Here is a 17,079-nt window from a genome sequence, read left to right as displayed (position 1 = left end):
ATCTCCGGGAGCGTACGAACAGTACGTGACCGGAGTGAGCGAGGAAAGCCAACAAAGATGCAGCTCGAAGTAAGAAGGGTATATATACTGTCCTCTTTTGTGTGGATGAAGCGACAGCAACCATGTTGATGATTACCTCTTTTGCTAACCCCCGCGTGGCGCAGGCATTTGTTGATTATATGGCGACACAGGGCGTTATCCTGACGATTCAACAACATCAGCAAACGGATGTCTGGCTGGCGGATGAGTCCCAGGCTCAGCGCGTGCACGCTGAACTGGTGCGGTTTCTGGAGAATCCGGGCGATCCGCGCTACCTCGCAGCAAGCTGGCAGTCGGGTCAGACCGACAGCGGTCTGCGCTACCAACGTTATCCGTTCCTGGCCACATTGCGCGAACGCGCAGGTCCGGTAACCTGGTTGGTGATGGCCGCGTGTGTGTTGGTGTTTATCGCGATGAACGTGCTGGGCGACCAGGCTGTGATGCTCTGGCTGGCATGGCCGTTTGACCCTTCACTGAAATTTGAATTCTGGCGTTATTTCACCCACGCTTTTATGCACTTCTCGCTGATGCATATTCTGTTCAACCTGCTGTGGTGGTGGTATCTCGGCGGTGCGGTTGAAAAGCGTCTGGGCAGTGGAAAACTGATTGTTATTACCGTGATCAGCGCCCTGTTGAGCGGCTATGTTCAGCAGAAATTTAGCGGCCCGTGGTTTGGTGGATTGTCTGGCGTGGTGTATGCGCTGATGGGCTACGTGTGGTTGCGCGGCGAGCGCGATCCGCAGAGCGGTATTTTCCTGCAGCGTGGTTTGATTATCTTTGCCTTGATCTGGATTGTTGCCGGCTGGTTTGATCTATTCGGCATGTCGATGGCGAATGGTGCTCATATCGCCGGGTTGGCCGTGGGTTTGGCAATGGCGTTTGCCGATACTATAAATGTACGAAAACGAACTTGATTCAAGTTTTGTGGTGCCGGAAGGCGGTGTGCGTTTGGACCAATTTGTAGGCCGGATAAGCGTCAGCGCATCCGGCAAAATTTCAGGGAACAATAATGAAGCAAACACAACGACATGACGCGATCATCGAGCTGGTAAAAAAACAGGGATACGTCAGTACTGAAGAGCTGGTGGAGCATTTCTCCGTCAGCCCGCAGACGATTCGCCGCGATCTTAACGATCTGGCCGATCAGAACATGATTTTGCGCCATCACGGCGGCGCGGCGTTGCCATCCAGCTCCGTTAACACCCCGTGGCATGACCGTAAAGCAACGCAGACGGCGGAAAAAGAGCGCATTGCTCGCAAAGTTGCCACGCAGATCCCGAACGGTTCTACGCTGTTTATTGATATCGGAACCACGCCGGAAGCGGTGGCTCACGCGCTGCTCAATCACAGCAATTTACGCATTGTGACCAACAACCTCAATGTGGCGAATACGCTGATGGCGAAAGAGGATTTCCGCATAATCCTCGCCGGTGGCGAACTGCGTAGCCGCGACGGCGGTATTATGGGCGAAGCGACCCTCGACTTTATTTCTCAGTTCCGTCTGGACTTCGGCATCTTAGGCATCAGCGGTATCGACAGCGATGGTTCGCTGCTGGAATTTGATTATCACGAAGTTCGCACCAAACGCGCGATCATTGAGAATTCACGTCATGTGATGCTAGTGGTGGACCACTCGAAGTTTGGGCGTAACGCGATGGTGAATATGGGCAGCATCAGCATGGTGGATGCGGTGTATACCGACACGCTGCCGCCTGCTGGTGTGATGCAGGTGATTGCTGACCATCATATTCAGTTAGAGCTGTGCTAAGGTAATTCCAGGCCTGATAAGCGTCGCGTATCAGGCATTAACTAAACGCCGTATCCCATCATTTTCAGCAGCTTCTGCGCATGTTGCACCGCATCCTGGCGGTGTGCGACGCCGAGCTTTTGGTACAAATTGCGGATGTGCGTCTTGATGGTCGTTGCCGCGACGGCCAGCTCTGCGGCGATCTGCTCGTTGCTGTAGCCCGAATAAATTAGTCCCAGAACCTGCCATTCGCGCTGGGTCAGCGGGCTGGTGCGGATAAGCTCCGGTACTTCCGGGTGAGTCAGCAGACGCTCAACGAACCCTTCATCAAAGTGGGCGAATTTATGGCGATGATGCTGGTTAATTTCACGCAAAATGCGCTGGGCGCGGTGCTGATCGAGTTCCGGTAAGGTATTGAGCTGAATCAGCTGACGCAGTTGTTGCGCCATGGCCTCGCCTTCGATAACAAAGTGGCTGATAAACCCGGTGCGGTTCGCCAGCTGTAGGGCTTCGAGTAACACACGCTGGGCGTCATTTTTGCGCCCTGCCTGCCAGTAGAGCTGATTAAGCAGCAGCAGGTTACGGTTCAGATCGCTCATCAGGCGCAGATTGCGTGCATTTTCATTCAACTCTTCCAGCACAATTTCAGCCGGTTCAAACTCACCCAACAGGATTTGCGCGCGAGCGATGTTGCGCCACTGGCTTTGCAGGAAGTGGTTATTGGCGAATTCTGGTTTCGGCGTGTGGCGCAGCCAGTTGGCGGCAGAGTTTTTGTCGCTCACCATTTGCCAGTAAATCACCCGCACCTTATCGGCGTTGGAGATCCAGTCGCTGTGATAGTGACCGTTGCCCAGCAGGTTTTCCAGACGGTTGAGCAGGCTGCGAGCGTTATCAAGATCGCCCCGCGCAAGTGAACACTGAACCAGCAGCGCCAGACACTGTAGCTGCTGCTGCGGCTGGAAAGTGGAAAGCAGTTCAATACCGCTACGGGCAGAGGCTTCTGATTCATCCAGACGCGCCCATGCCCACAGTAGCTGCGCACGAATGCGCACCAGGAACTCGTGCATTGGCAGCTGTTCCAGGTGCTGCTCTTTGATCAACTGGAACGCTTTTTCCTGAGTCTCCCAGGCGGCCTGTAAAAAGCCTTGGGCAAACAAAATTTCGCTTTGCTGGATAAGGCTCCACAGTGCGTAATGCCAGACGTCATGATGACGTGCCATTTGCTCGGTTTGCTGCATTAACGCCAGAGAGCGTGTGAGATCGCCCTTACAGTGCAGGACTTCGCCGTGCACCGAGGTGGCGACGATACGACTATAGAACCAGGCGATGGGTAATTCATCCAGCGCCAGTTTTGCCAGGCGTTCGGCTTCGTCAGGGTTGCCATCGTTAATCGCTACCTGCGCCCGTAAAGCGTTGAATTCGGCGTGCAGCGTTGGCTCCATGTCGCCTTTTATTTCCTGCTCTGCGCGCGCCAGCAGGGTGTTAACCTCTCCGTAGCGGTGCTGGCTCTGCATCAGCCAGGCCTGTAGCAGAACCAGACGCGGATTTTCCAGCAGGCTTTCCCACGGCAGGGCTTTCAGCGACTCTTCCAGTAACGTCAGCTCGCTGTGGTTAAACAGTCCCCACGCATGATTAAGCAGGATATCGCGCAGCATATGGGCGTCACCGGCCGCCAGCGCGTGGTGGATAGCTTCGCTGGGGAAGCCTTGCGCCATCCAGCTTTCGGCGGCGGCGCGGTGTATTTCGGGCAGTTCGTTCGCCAACTCCCATTGGCAGCGCTGGCGTAAAAAGCTGCCAAACAGCGGGTGATAGCTGAACCACTCGCCAACGTCATCCATCCGCTGCAGGAATAACCCCTGGCGCTCAATTTCTTCCAGTCGCATCTGGCCATTTTCTTCCCCGGTAACGCGGACGATCAGCGCATCGTTCATGGAACGCAGAATGGCGCTTTTCAGCAGGAAGTGACGGGTGCCGAGGTCGACGCTGTCCAGCACTTCATCAACCAGATAATCGGACAAATGGCTGGCGTTGATCCCGGCGAGGCGTCGTGCCGACTGGTGAGCAGAGTTATTGTTCTGGCGGGCGGAAAGGGCGATCAGCTGTAACGCTGTGGCCCAGCCAGCAACGTCATCGCACATCCGGCTGCTTTCTGCCGCTTCAATGGGAGAGGACAAACGTCGGTCGAAAAATTGTTTGGCTTCCTGATGGTTAAAGGCCAGCTGTTGGCTGCCTATTTCCAGCAGTTGATCGCGTACCCGCAGGTTGGCAATACCCAACTGCGGCAGGTTGCGCGACAGTACGACCAGCGTGAGGTTTTCAGGCTGGTGACGCAGGAAGAAACGCATCGCTTCGTGAATAGCCGGATTGGAGATCAGATGATAATCATCCACCACCAGGTAGAGCGGACGGTGCCACTCGGCCAGTTCGATAAATAGCTGGGCAAACAGTGACGTCAGACTGGCGTACTGGCGCTTTTGCACCATCGCTTCGCTGGTGGTGCAATGTCCACCCGTTGCCTGTTGGATGGCGGCGATCAGATAGCTGGCAAAGCGCTCTTGTTGATTATCGCCTTCATCCAGAGAGTACCAGCCTAAGTCGTTCTTCCCCGCCGCCCATTGCGAAACCAGCGTTGTTTTTCCATAACCAGCAGGACTTGTTATCAGGGCAAGCCTGAAATTGTTCACGCCGGAAAGTTTAGCCAACAGGCGCTCACGAACCACCGTATGGTCGAGTCGAACCGGACGACTTAATTTAGACGGAATCAACATAAGTTAGTCACTTCACTGTGTGAAAATAGGGAAGAATGATTTTTTTGCGCTTCGTAATTAATAGATATAAGGTCGGCCAGATTGGTGTTTTATGCAAGCTAAGCGGACTTTTTGTGTGTCTGATTTTGCACTATGTCACAAATCTATACATCTATTGCAATAATTGTTTTAAAGAGTCGCAACAGGCGTGGCGACTGGATCCGTTGTAATTTTTAATGTGTCGAAAAATCCCTCTGTTTTTATATAGTTACTCAGGCGACTAATCAAAATCGACGAATTTTGTGGCCGACTTAAAATTTTTATGTGAATTATCTTACCCGGCATAGATATTTCAGGTTAGAAACTATTTCTCTATTTACATTTTGTTTCTCATCGTCACTCCATTATTTGAGATTGTGGATTAATCCTTTGTTATTAATGCGTCATCCAAAGGGCGTTATGCACGGTTTGCGCGAATTTACGGGTGATTACGCCCCCTTTAAGTGGCGGAGATCACACTTTTATGCTCATCCCCGCTCCTCCTCCCTCCCTAATCCGTGCCAGGATGAGGAATGTCAACAACGAGCCAGGCAAACTAGCGATAACGTTGTTTTATTACCTAAGGATCTGGAACCCCTATGTCACAGCCTACTTTCAACAAAGATCAATTTCAGGCTGCCCTGACGCGTCAGTGGCAGCGCTTCGGTTTACTGTCGGCTCAAGAAATGACGTCGCGCCAGTGGTGGCAGGCGGTGAGTGGGGCGTTGGCTGAGTTACTCAGCGCCCAGCCTGCGGCGAAACCGGCAAAAAATCAGCGTCACGTTAACTACATCTCGATGGAGTTTTTGATTGGCCGTCTGACCGGCAATAACTTACTCAACCTCGGCTGGTATCAGGAGGTGAGCGATGAGCTGAAAGCACATGACGTCAACCTGACCGACCTGCTGGAAGAAGAGACCGATCCGGCGTTGGGTAACGGTGGATTGGGACGCCTGGCAGCCTGCTTCCTCGATTCGATGGCGACTGTCGGCCAGTCGGCGACGGGCTATGGCCTCAACTACCAGTACGGCCTGTTCCGTCAGTCCTTTGCCGATGGGCAACAGATGGAAGCCCCGGATGACTGGCATCGTGGCAGCTACCCGTGGTTCCGTCACAACGAGGCGCTGGATGTGCAGGTTGGGATTGGCGGCAAGGTCAGCAAAGAAGGCCACTGGGAGCCAGGTTTTACCATCACCGGTCAGGCCTGGGATCTGCCAGTTCTCGGCTACCGTAACGGCGTAGCGCAACCGCTGCGTCTGTGGCAGGCCAGCCACGCGCATCCGTTTAACCTGACCAAATTTAACGACGGTGATTTCCTGCGCGCAGAGCAGCAGGGCATCGACGCCGAAAAACTGACGAAAGTGCTGTACCCGAACGATAACCACACCGCGGGTAAAAAGCTGCGCCTGATGCAGCAGTACTTCCAGTGTGCCTGTTCTGTAGCTGACATTCTGCGCCGCCATCATCTGGCAGGGCGTAAACTGCATGAGCTGGCTGATTTTGAAGTTATTCAGCTCAACGATACTCACCCGACCATTGCCATTCCTGAGCTGCTGCGCGTGCTGATTGATGAGCACCAGGTGAGCTGGGACGATGCGTGGGCCATTACCAGCAAAACCTTTGCTTACACCAACCACACCCTTATGCCAGAGGCGCTGGAGTGCTGGGACGAGAAGCTGGTGAAAGCGCTACTGCCGCGCCATATGCAAATCATCAAAGAGATTAACGAGCGCTTTAAGGCGTTGGTCGATAAAACCTGGCCGGGTGATGCTGAAGTCTGGGCGAAGCTGGCGGTGGTGCACAACAAACAGGTGCGCATGGCTAACATGTGCGTGGTCAGCGGCTTTGCGGTTAACGGTGTGGCGGCGCTGCACTCCGATCTGGTGGTGAAAGATCTGTTCCCTGAATATCACCAGCTCTGGCCGAACAAATTCCATAACGTCACCAATGGGATTACCCCACGTCGCTGGATTAAGCAGTGCAACCCGGCGCTTGCCGCACTGCTGGATAAAACGCTGAAAAAAGAGTGGGCCAACGACCTCGACCAGTTGATTAACCTGGAAAAATACGCCGACGACGCGAAGTTCCGTCAGCAGTATCGCGACATCAAGCTGGCGAACAAAGAGCGTCTGGTGAAGTTTATTAAAGCGCGTACCGGTATTGAAATAACGACTAACGCTATCTTTGATATTCAGATTAAACGTCTGCATGAGTACAAGCGTCAGCACCTCAACCTGCTGCATATTCTGGCGTTGTACAAAGAAATCCGTGACAACCCGCAGGCAGATCGCGTGCCGCGCGTATTCCTGTTTGGCGCAAAAGCGGCTCCGGGTTACTACCTGGCGAAAAATATCATCTTCGCCATCAACCAGGTTGCACAAACCATCAATAACGACCCGCAAGTGGGTGACAAGCTGAAGGTCGTCTTCCTGCCGGATTATTGTGTCTCGGCGGCGGAAATGCTGATCCCGGCGGCGGATATCTCTGAGCAAATTTCAACCGCAGGGAAAGAGGCTTCCGGCACCGGTAACATGAAGCTGGCGCTGAACGGTGCGTTAACCGTTGGTACGCTGGATGGCGCAAACGTCGAAATCGCCGAGAAGGTGGGTGACGAGAATATCTTTATCTTTGGTCATACCGTGGAAGAGGTGAAGGTGCTCAAAGCCAAAGGCTACGACCCAGTGAAATGGCGTAAAAAAGACAAAGTGCTGGATGCTGTCCTGAAAGAGCTGGAAAGCGGGAAATACAGCGACGGCGACAAGCATGCCTTTGACCAGATGCTGCACAGTATCGACAAGCAGGGCGGCGACCCGTATCTGGTGATGGCGGACTTCGCGGCCTACGTTGAAGCTCAGAAGCAGGTTGACGTGTTGTATCGTGACCAGGAAGCCTGGACCCGGGCGGCGATTCTGAATACCGCACGTTGCGGCATGTTCAGCTCGGATCGCTCCATCCGCGATTATCAGGCTCGTATCTGGCAGGCGAAACGTTAAGGAATCGCGATGGAAAGCAAACGTCTGGATAATGCCGCGCTGGCGGCGGGGATCAGCCCCAATTACATTAATGCCCACGGTAAACCGCAGTCTATTGGTGCCGAAACCAAACGGCGTTTGCTTGACGCCATGCATCGCACCACCGCTGCCACTCAGGTGGCGGTAACTCCGGTGCCGAATGTCATGGTCTACACCGCTGGCAAGAAAATGCCGCTGGCGGTTGAGGGAAGCGGAGAGTTTAACTGGCTGCTGACCACCGAAGAGGGCGTGCAGCACAAAGGGCATGCCGTCGGCGGTAAATCTTTCACTCTTCCGGCGAAGCTGCCGGAGGGGTATCACACGTTGACCCTGACCCAGGGCGAGCTGCGTACCCATTGTCGTATCATCGTGGCGCCAAAGCGCTGCTATGAACCGCAGGCGCTGTTAGCCGGGCAGAAGCTGTGGGGCGCATGCGTTCAGCTCTACACCCTGCGATCAGAAAAGAATTGGGGGATTGGCGACTTTGGCGATCTCCGCGCCATGCTGGTCGATGTGGCGCAACGCGGCGGCGCGTTTATCGGGCTTAATCCTATTCACGCGCTGTATCCGGCTAACCCGGAGAGCGCCAGCCCGTACAGCCCGTCTTCACGCCGCTGGTTGAACGTGATTTATATTGATGTGAACGCCGTAGACGATTTCCGCCTGAGTAAAGAGGCGCAGGCGTGGTGGCAGAAACCCGCGACTCAGCAAACTCTGCAACGTGCGCGCGATGCCGAGTGGGTTGATTATTCTGCCGTTACTGCACTGAAGATGACGGCGCTACGTATGGCGTGGAAAAGCTTCTCCGCACGTGATGATGAGCAGATGGCGGCATTTCGCCAGTTTGTGTCTCAGGAAGGGGACAGCCTCTACTGGCAGGCAGCCTTTGATGCGCTGCATGCGCATCAGGTGAAAGAGGACGCATTGCGCTGGGGATGGCCGGTGTGGCCGGAAGCTTTCCAGTCAGTGGACTCGCCAGAGGTAAAACGCTTCTGCGAAGAACATCGTGACGATGTGGATTTCTACCTGTGGTTACAGTGGCTGGCGTATACCCAGTTTGCTGACTGCTGGAAAACCAGCCAGAGTTTTGCGATGCCGATTGGACTGTATCGCGATCTGGCGGTTGGCGTGGCCGAAGGTGGGGCGGAAACCTGGTGCGACCGCGAGCTGTATTGCCTGAAAGCCTCGGTTGGTGCGCCGCCGGATATTCTCGGTCCGCTCGGACAAAACTGGGGGCTGCCGCCGATGGATCCGCACATCATTACGGCACGCGCCTACGAACCGTTTATCGAACTGCTGCGCGCCAATATGCAGAACTGCGGTGCGCTGCGTATCGACCATGTTATGTCGATGCTGCGTCTGTGGTGGATCCCCTACGGTGAAACTGCCGATCACGGCGCTTACGTGCACTATCCGGTCGATGACCTGCTTTCAATTCTGGCGCTGGAGAGTAAACGTCATCACTGCATGGTAATTGGTGAGGATCTGGGTACTGTGCCGGTGGAGATCGTCAGCAAGCTGCGCGACAGCGGCGTGTACTCCTACAAAGTGCTTTATTTCGAGAATGACCATGAGAAAAACTTCCGTACGCCGAAAGCGTACCCGGAACAATCAATGGCAGTCGCGGCGACGCATGACCTTCCTACGCTTAAAGGTTATTGGGATAGCGGCGATTTGACGCTGGGTAAAGCACTGGGCCTGTATCCGGATGAAGTCGTGCTGCGCGGGTTGTATCAGGACCGAGAACTGGCGAAACAGGGGCTGCTGGACGCGCTGCACAAATACGGCTGCCTGCCAAAACGTGCCGGTCACAAGGCATCCCTGATGTCGATGACGCCGATTCTTAATCGCGGCATGCAACGCTACATCGCTGACAGCAACAGTGCGCTGCTGGGCCTACAACCGGAAGACTGGCTGGATATGGCTGAACCGGTCAACATTCCGGGGACCAGCGACCAGTACAAAAACTGGCGGCGTAAGCTCACCGCCACGCTGGAGCAGATGTTCGCCGATGAGAGAGTGAATAAGCTGATTAAGGATTTGGATAAGCGGCGAAAAGCGGCGGCGAAGAAGAAGTAGTGTTATTTTGCCGGATGGCGACGCAGAGTGCGTCTTATCCGGCCTACGATGACAGCGGTAGGCCGGGTAAGCGAAGCGCCACCCGGCACCGTTTTATCAGACCACCATACCCAGCAGCAGACACCCTACCAGACCGCAGACAGAGATAATGGTTTCCAGCATTGACCATGACTTGATGGTTTCACCGATGGTCAGGTTGAAGTACTCCTTGAACAGCCAGAAGCCTGGATCGTTCACGTGGGAGAAGATGACGGAACCGGAACCAACCGCAATAACCATCAGCTCAGGGCTTACGCCGGTTGTTGCAATCAGCGGCGCCACTATCCCACCAGCGGTGATCGCTGCAACGGTTGCGGAACCCAATGCGATACGCAGTACTGCAGCGATAGACCATGCCATCAGCAGCGGAGACACGTTAGAGCCGTGCATCATTGAGGCGATGTATTTGTCCACGCCGCTATCAACCAGAACCTGTTTGAAGGCTCCGCCACCACCGATGATCAACAGCATCATCGCGATGATTTTGATTGAAGACACCAGCGTGTCGTTAATCTGATCCATCGAACGTCCGCGGTTCAGACCAAACGTGAACATCGCAATCAGCACTGCAATCAGCGTTGCCATGACCGGGTCACCGAGGAATTCTGCAACTGTCAGGAAAGCATGACCTTTCGGCAGAATCATCTCCGCCACGGCGCGCATTGCCATCAGAATAACCGGGACCAGAGAGGTCCAGACGCTGACGCCAAAGCCTGGCATCTCTTCTTCAGTGAAGGTTTTTGCGCTGTACAGACCTTCCGGGATTGGCTTATCAATGCCTTTCAGGAAACGTGCGTATACCGGACCGGCGAGAATAACGGTCGGGATTGCCAGAATCGTACCAAACAGCAGGGTTTTACCCATATCTGCGTGGAAAATGGTGGCAATAGCGGTTGGACCCGGGTGCGGTGGCAGGAAGCCGTGCGTTACGGACAGTGCCGCAGCCATTGGCACGCCAACGTACAGCAGCGGGATATTGGCAGCAGCGGCAATGGTGAACACCAGCGGCAGCATCAGTACGAAACCAACTTCGTAGAACAGGGCAAAACCAACGGTGAAGCCGGTTAATACCACCGCCCATTGAATATGTTTTTTGCCGAATTTAGCAATCAGGGTGGTTGCGATGCGCTGTGCGCCGCCGCAGTCCGCCAGCATTTTGCCCAGCATGGCGCCAAAACCCATAATCAGGGCGAGGCTGCCAAGGGTTCCGCCGACGCCGGCTTTAATTGAACCGATGACTTTATCCAGTGGCATCCCTTGCATCAATCCGACAGCAAGCGCCACCAGGACGAGAGCGATGAAACCGTTCATTTTGAAACGGATCATCAGGAGGAGTAACAAGATTACACCGATAGCAACGATGACTAATGGCATGATTTACCTGGCCTTAACTTTGTTATGGGTAACGTCAGTGTTTAGATGACAAATTCCGATTGTCCCGACCGGGAACAGAGTATTCTCAGCACCAATGCTGGTTGCCTGCAAAACTAATCAGTTTAGCTGGCTATTATGTGTGTGTTAGGTGCTGATACGAATGATACGGGTAACATGTGGCGCTTGAAAATCACCTGGGCAGGCAAAATTTAAATTATGAGAGGCTGGTCAAATTATGCAGGGGATTATTACAGGGTACGTGCAGAGAAATGTAAGGGCGTAGGCCGGATAAAGCGTTTACGCTGCCATCCAGCATCGATGCCCGGTGGCGACGCGGATGCGTCTTACCGGGCCTACAAGTCTGGTCGTTAGTAGTAAGAGTGCTCGCCGCGCTGGTGTTCGGTTAAATCGCGAACGCCTTTCAGTTCAGGGAATTCAGCCAGCAGCTGTTTCTCAATACCTTCTTTCAGCGTCACATCGACCATTGAACAGCCGTTACAGCCGCCGCCAAACTGCAGAATGGCGTAGCCTTCATCGGTGATTTCCATCAGAGATACGCGACCACCGTGACCAGCCAACTGTGGGTTGATCTGCGATTGCAGCATGTACTCCACGCGTTCCATCAGCGGCGCATCATCGGCAACTTTACGCATTTTGGCGTTTGGTGCTTTCAGGGTCAGCTGGGAGCCTAACTGGTCGGTAACGAAATCGATTTCTGCATCTTCCAGATACGGTGCGCTCAGTTCATCAACATATGCGGTCAGCAGGTCAAATTTAATGGCGGTGTCGGTTGCTTCCACGGCGTCCGGCGGACAATAAGAAACGCCGCATTCAGCGTTAGGCGTGCCGGGATTAATCACAAATACGCGGATTTGTGTCCCTTCTTCCTGATTTGCCAGCAGTTTGGCAAAGTGCGCTTGTGCAGCATCGGAAATATGGATCATAGTAATGGCCTAATAGTTGACTATTTTACTTGGTTATAATACGCCCATCATCGAGGCTCTACAAGGTTCGACACAGGCACCATACCTGGACAGTCGCCGCGCCGTTGCGTAAAAGCAGCTGCGCGATTTCCGCGACGGTACTTCCGGTAGTGACGACATCATCCACAATAACCATATGGAGTCCCTGCACCGGCAATTCAAGGCGAAAGGCATTTTTCAGGTTACGTTTACGTAATCGGGCGCTGAGATGGTGCTGTGTGGCGGTTGCCCGAACCCGCGAGACGGTCTGGCTGTCCCAGTCGCAACCCAGCCAGCGTGCAAGCGGACGGCACAGTAAATCGCTCTGATTAAACCCTCTGCGCCAGTGTCGACGTTGCCAGAGCGGGACGCTGACCAGCCTGTCCGGCAGAGGAAGGGCGCTGACGCGCCGGGCCTGTAGTACCTCCAGCAACAGCAAACGCGAAAGAGCGGAGGCTGTTTCGCTGCGTCGCGAAAACTTGAGCTGGTGGATAAGCCCGCTCAACGGCGGAACATAGTCGCTGACGGTGACCAGCCGCTGCCATGGCGGCGGTTTTTGCAGGCAGCGCCCACAGGGAATGACGGTATGAGCGGCAGGGAGTCCACATTGGGGGCATAGGCTGGCATGTTGGCGCGTTGCCCGCGTACAGACTGAGCAGATCCCCCAATGCCCTAACGTCAGGGGCATTCGGCATAGCCAGCACAATCCCGGTACTGTTAGCATAGATGCATCCTTTCAGGCTAAAAGAGAACAATAACTGATGAATGACATCTGGTGGCAGACCCAGGGTTCGGGAAATTGCCATCTTGTGCTGCTGCACGGATGGGGACTGAATGCGCAAGTGTGGCATTGCATAAGCGAGGAACTGAGTTCGCATTTTACGCTGCATCTTGTCGACTTACCGGGATTTGGTCGTAGCCAGGGTTTCGGTGCAATGTCGCTGGAAGAGATGGCTGAGCGGGTATTGAAACAGGCACCGGAGAAAGCTATCTGGCTCGGCTGGAGTCTGGGCGGGCTGGTCGCGAGTCAGGTAGCCCTAACGCATCCTGAGCGTGTTCAGGCGCTGGTGACCGTCGCGTCTTCCCCTTGCTTTAGCGCGCGGGATGAGTGGCCGGGTATCAAGCCAGAGGTGCTGGCAGGCTTCCAGCAGCAGCTGAGCGAAGATTTCCAGCGTACAGTGGAGCGTTTTCTGGCATTGCAAACGATGGGTACGGAAACCGCGCGTCAGGATGCGCGAGCGTTGAAGAAAACGGTGCTGGCTTTACCCATGCCGGACGTCGAAGTGCTTAATGGCGGGCTGGAGATCCTGAAAACGGTCGATCTGCGAGAACCGCTGTGCACGGTGGAAATGCCTTTCCTGCGGCTATACGGCTATCTTGATGGCCTGGTGCCGCGCAAAGTCGTCCCGATGCTGGATGCCCTGTGGCCGCAGAGTGAGTCGTTGGTGTTTGCTAAGGCGGCGCATGCGCCGTTTATCTCGCATCCGGCGGAGTTCTGCTCAGCGCTGGTGGCGTTAAAACACCAGCTATAGCCCCTGTTGATTTGCCCGGTAGCGTCGCGCTTGCCGGGCATGAAATTAATGGGGTTGTGCTGGCAGGTCTTCAGCGCTAAGCCCGGTAATTCTGAGTATTGTTAATCTGTCGATACCATCCGCTAGCATGGTCGTCGCGATGCGCAAAGCTTCCTCTCGTTTGCCCGTTTGTAACCCCTCTTGTAATCCTTTCCGATGGCCTTCCTGAAGGCCATTAAGATGCCCTTCCTGTCGTAATCTTTCGGCGATAGTCATCAACTTGTCCTTATGTTGGGGTAAACGTTCGGCGATTTCATGAATAAACTCGCCAAAATGCACGGTGTCTCCGGCTTGCATCAGGTAATTAAACAAGGCTTTCAACTGGCTGTCATTAGCGTGTCCTTTAACAAGCAGGATGGCCAGTTTTTCTACCAGCCCCATCAAATCGCGTTTACGGATATGTTTTTGGATGAGTTCCAACAGCGCCATCCGGCGATGCTGCATAATCTCGTCATCGGGCACAACGGTGATATCGATCAGTGGAAACGCGGTGCTATAAAGCTGTCTGGCGGACTCCGGGTCATCAAACTCGTCCAGCCAACAAAGTGAATAGGGGTAGGGGCTTGTTGCACCATGATAAAAAAGTAGGGGGATTACCAGAGGCAGTTTCTTATGTCCCGCATCCAGATGACGCTGCATTACCGCAATGGCATAGCGCATTAGCCGAAATGCCATGTGAGCATCGGCGCTGCTTTGATGTTCAATAATGGTGTAAATGTAACCATCACCTTCGCGGGTAGCTGGCTGGAGGATAGATCTTTTTTGCTGAAATAATGAAATCTATGTGGAATCCATTACGCAAAAAAGCCGGATATCTGCATAAACGAATTATCCGGCCTGGACGTTTGCATCATTTGTAGGCCGGATAAGCGTAGCGCCATCCGGCAAATAGCATCTGATTAGCGTAAAGCCCACCATTCGCGCAGGCAGGCTTTACCTTCCGGGCAACTTTTGCAGCTTCCGGAAAGACACCCGTCGGCATCTTCCTGAATCCGCACCGCTTTGCCCATCTTTTCTAACTGATTCAGCATGGCGTCAATCATGGGCTGCGGGGTATGCAGCGTGTGGCTAATTTGTGTTGCCTCCATACGCCCCCGCAAAGCCAATAAATCACGAACCTGAATAAGTGATGCCATTGTCGATAACCTTAGTGGCAATCGCCAGTCGTGCTGGAACAGCAGGAACTCGCCGTTCTGTTGGTTGCCAGCAGTGCGAGGTCCACGCGGCTGCGAGCTCGACGCAGCAGGCCCAGCAACACGATGTTAAACAGGATGACCGCTAAAATGCACACCAGGCTGTAGGTCGGGTGCTCTTTGTAGCTGACCGTCTGATAAAACAGCGTCGACAGAGAGTAGGCGATATTCAGGCCCCACAGAATCGAGAAACTCATCCAGCCACGGCTGGATTCACGTGCGATAGCGCCCATCACTGAAATGCACGGCACATACAGCAGAACAAAGATCAGGTAGCTGTACGCGGCGGCGGCGCTGCCAAATTTCTCGCCCATCACGCCCATTGCGCCCGTCGCCATTTCGCCGTCGCCCTTGCTGGCTTCGATAGGGTTAGCCAGTACGCTCAGGCTAAAGGTGTCTTTCAGGCTTTGCCAGGTTTCATCCACTGCGCCGATCAGCTCGTCACCGAGGTGGAAATCTGCCGGGTTGAACTCTTCTTCCTGAATGTTTTCCGCGGTATAGAGCGTGTTCAGCGTACCCACCACCACTTCTTTCGCCATCGCGCCGGTGAACAAACCTACGGTTGCCTGCCAGTTATCTTCGTGAACGCCAATCGGTTTAAACACAGGAGTAATAACACGGCTAACGGAGGCCAGAGCAGAGTCGTTGATGTTATCGACGATTTTCCCGCTCAGCGAGAAACTGTTAAACGCGCTGAGGAAAATGCTGACGATGATGATGACTTTACCTGCACGCAGAACGAAGCCTTTCAGGCGTTGCCAGGTCTGAATAATCAGACTCTTGATGTGCGGCACGTGATATACCGGCAGCTCCATCACGAACGGCGTTGCTTCACCACGCATGATGGTGTGTTTGAGCATCAGGCCCGTCAACACAGCCATCACGATACCCAGTACGTACAGCGAGAAGACCGCCAGTGCGCCGTTCTGACCAAAGAACGCCGCGGCAAAGACGGCGAAAATCGCCAGACGTGCGCCGCAGGACATAAACGGCGCCATCATGATGGTCATCAGACGCTCACGCGGGGCGTCCAGCGTACGTGCGCCCATCACGGACGGTACGTTACAGCCAAAGCCGACGATCAGCGGGACGAACGATTTGCCCGGCAGTCCCAGCGCCTGCATCAGACGGTCCATCACAAACGCGGCGCGCGCCATGTAGCCGGAGTCTTCAAGGAAGGAGAGGAACAGATACATCATGCCGATTTGCGGTACCAGCGGCAGCACGGTGTTAATCCCGCCGCCAAGGCCCTGGGCCAGGAAGATAGTGAGCCAGTCCGGGAAGTGCAGCGTGTAGCCAATCCACTGAATACCATGGATAAAGAGTGCTACGGAGCCGACGTCAAACAATGGTTGCAGCGCGCCGCCGATGTTAATGGCGAGCAGGAACATCAGGTACATCACGAACAGGAAAATCGGCAGCCCGAGGAAGCGGTTGAGAACGATTTTATCTACCGCGGTGGTGAAACGGCTCGGTTCTGCCGTCAGAGTATTGCTGACGGTATCGCAGATAGCGGCAATGCACTGATAGCGCGCATCGGCGATGTGCAGCGCCGGATCGTCCATAGTCTCGCTCAGGCGTGCGATGGAAGCATCGAGATTTTGCGCGGCATCACCCGCATAGGCGCGGCTGTAGATATCGCCTTCCAGCATCTGCAGGCCCAGCCAGCGGCGCTGTTTGAGCGGCATATCTTTGGCCATCGCGTCGGCGAGGGAATCCGCTTCCTGCAGCAACGGCTGGGCATAATGGACCAGCTCGACAGTGTCGTTTTCTTTGTAGCGATCGATCGCCAGCTTCAGCGCTTCAATGCCGCGGGCGCGGGTGGAAACCAGCGGAACCACCGGGCAGCCAAGACGTGCTGAGAGGGCGTCGATATCAATACGGATTTGCTGCTTTTCAGCGATATCCAGCATATTCAACGCGACGATGCAGGGGATGCCCAACTCAAGCAGTTGCAACGTCAGGTAGAGGTTGCGTTCAAGGTTTGAAGCATCGACCACGTTGATCAACAGATCCGCGTCGCCGCTTAAAATATAGTGGCAGGCAATCTGCTCATCGAGAGAGGTCTGGGATGAGATTGTCGTCAGAGAATAGGTGCCGGGTAAATCCACCAGCGTGACCTGATGGTCCGTTGTGGCGAAATGACCTTCTTTACGCTCAACGGTAACGCCAGCCCAGTTGCCTACACGCTGGCGCGCGCCGGTGAGCTGGTTGAATAAAGTTGTCTTGCCGGAATTAGGATTACCAATTAAACCAATGGTTAGTTTTTTCATTTTTA

General features: G+C 54.4%; 11 protein-coding genes and 1 pseudogene. 5 read left to right on the top strand and 7 right to left on the bottom strand.

What is annotated here, in order from left to right:
* The first annotated feature begins 122 nt into the window (after nt 1–122).
* Nucleotides 123–953 (top strand): rhomboid family intramembrane serine protease GlpG, encoded by an 831-nt coding sequence (gene glpG, locus C2U41_RS20815; RefSeq protein ID WP_003023496.1) that lies wholly within the window; start codon nt 123–125, stop codon nt 951–953.
* Between the two features lie 95 nt (nt 954–1,048).
* On the top strand, nt 1,049–1,807 hold the full coding sequence (locus C2U41_RS20810) for a DeoR/GlpR family transcriptional regulator (protein WP_003023499.1): 759 nt from the start codon (nt 1,049–1,051) through the stop codon (nt 1,805–1,807).
* 41 nt (nt 1,808–1,848) lie between these two features.
* Here C2U41_RS20810 and malT read toward each other — a convergent pair whose 3' ends face one another.
* Nucleotides 1,849–4,554, bottom strand: a complete 2,706-nt coding sequence (malT, locus tag C2U41_RS20805; RefSeq protein ID WP_003848003.1) for an HTH-type transcriptional regulator MalT — start codon at nt 4,552–4,554, stop codon at nt 1,849–1,851.
* Nucleotides 4,555–5,171: 617 nt separating this feature from the next.
* Here malT and malP point away from each other — a divergent pair.
* Together malP and malQ are read left to right on the top strand one after the other, a co-directional pair.
* Nucleotides 5,172–7,565 (top strand): maltodextrin phosphorylase, encoded by a 2,394-nt coding sequence (gene malP / locus C2U41_RS20800; RefSeq protein WP_103848256.1) that lies wholly within the window; start codon nt 5,172–5,174, stop codon nt 7,563–7,565.
* Nucleotides 7,566–7,574: 9 nt separating this feature from the next.
* Nucleotides 7,575–9,662 (top strand): 4-alpha-glucanotransferase, encoded by a 2,088-nt coding sequence (gene malQ, locus C2U41_RS20795; protein ID WP_103848257.1) that lies wholly within the window; start codon nt 7,575–7,577, stop codon nt 9,660–9,662.
* A 96-nt stretch (nt 9,663–9,758) separates the two neighbouring features.
* On the opposite strand, the gene gntT is transcribed toward malQ, so the two are convergent.
* The 3 genes from gntT to gntX form a co-directional block, all read right to left on the bottom strand.
* Nucleotides 9,759–11,075, bottom strand: coding sequence for a gluconate transporter (gntT, locus tag C2U41_RS20790; RefSeq protein ID WP_003023507.1), 1,317 nt, complete (start codon nt 11,073–11,075; stop codon nt 9,759–9,761).
* A gap of 368 nt (nt 11,076–11,443) precedes the next feature.
* Nucleotides 11,444–12,019, bottom strand: a complete 576-nt coding sequence (nfuA, locus tag C2U41_RS20785) for a Fe-S biogenesis protein NfuA (RefSeq protein WP_003023509.1) — start codon at nt 12,017–12,019, stop codon at nt 11,444–11,446.
* Between the two features lie 58 nt (nt 12,020–12,077).
* Nucleotides 12,078–12,761 (bottom strand): DNA utilization protein GntX, encoded by a 684-nt coding sequence (gntX, locus tag C2U41_RS20780; RefSeq protein WP_003023511.1) that lies wholly within the window; start codon nt 12,759–12,761, stop codon nt 12,078–12,080.
* Between the two features lie 37 nt (nt 12,762–12,798).
* Here gntX and bioH point away from each other — a divergent pair, with 37 nt between their 5' ends.
* Nucleotides 12,799–13,569 (top strand): pimeloyl-ACP methyl ester esterase BioH, encoded by a 771-nt coding sequence (gene bioH, locus C2U41_RS20775; protein ID WP_016151103.1) that lies wholly within the window; start codon nt 12,799–12,801, stop codon nt 13,567–13,569.
* Nucleotides 13,570–13,614: 45 nt separating this feature from the next.
* On the opposite strand, the pseudogene C2U41_RS20770 reads toward bioH, so the two are convergent.
* The 3 genes and pseudogenes from C2U41_RS20770 to feoB form a co-directional block, all read right to left on the bottom strand.
* Nucleotides 13,615–14,346 (bottom strand): annotated as a pseudogene (locus C2U41_RS20770) (Rpn family recombination-promoting nuclease/putative transposase); the annotation flags it as partial.
* A gap of 161 nt (nt 14,347–14,507) precedes the next feature.
* Nucleotides 14,508–14,744, bottom strand: a complete 237-nt coding sequence (gene feoC / locus C2U41_RS20765) for a [Fe-S]-dependent transcriptional repressor FeoC (protein ID WP_003023516.1) — start codon at nt 14,742–14,744, stop codon at nt 14,508–14,510.
* A gap of 11 nt (nt 14,745–14,755) precedes the next feature.
* Nucleotides 14,756–17,074: a Fe(2+) transporter permease subunit FeoB gene (feoB, locus tag C2U41_RS20760; protein WP_032937253.1), complete on the bottom strand. Its 2,319-nt coding sequence runs from the start codon at nt 17,072–17,074 to the stop codon at nt 14,756–14,758.
* Nucleotides 17,075–17,079 lie beyond the last annotated feature (5 nt).

This window comes from Citrobacter freundii complex sp. CFNIH4 (assembly GCF_002934505.1).
Classification (GTDB): domain Bacteria; phylum Pseudomonadota; class Gammaproteobacteria; order Enterobacterales; family Enterobacteriaceae; genus Citrobacter; species Citrobacter freundii.
The sequence above is the reverse complement of the archived record's forward strand: the minus strand, read 5'-3'. Positions and strand labels throughout refer to the sequence as shown.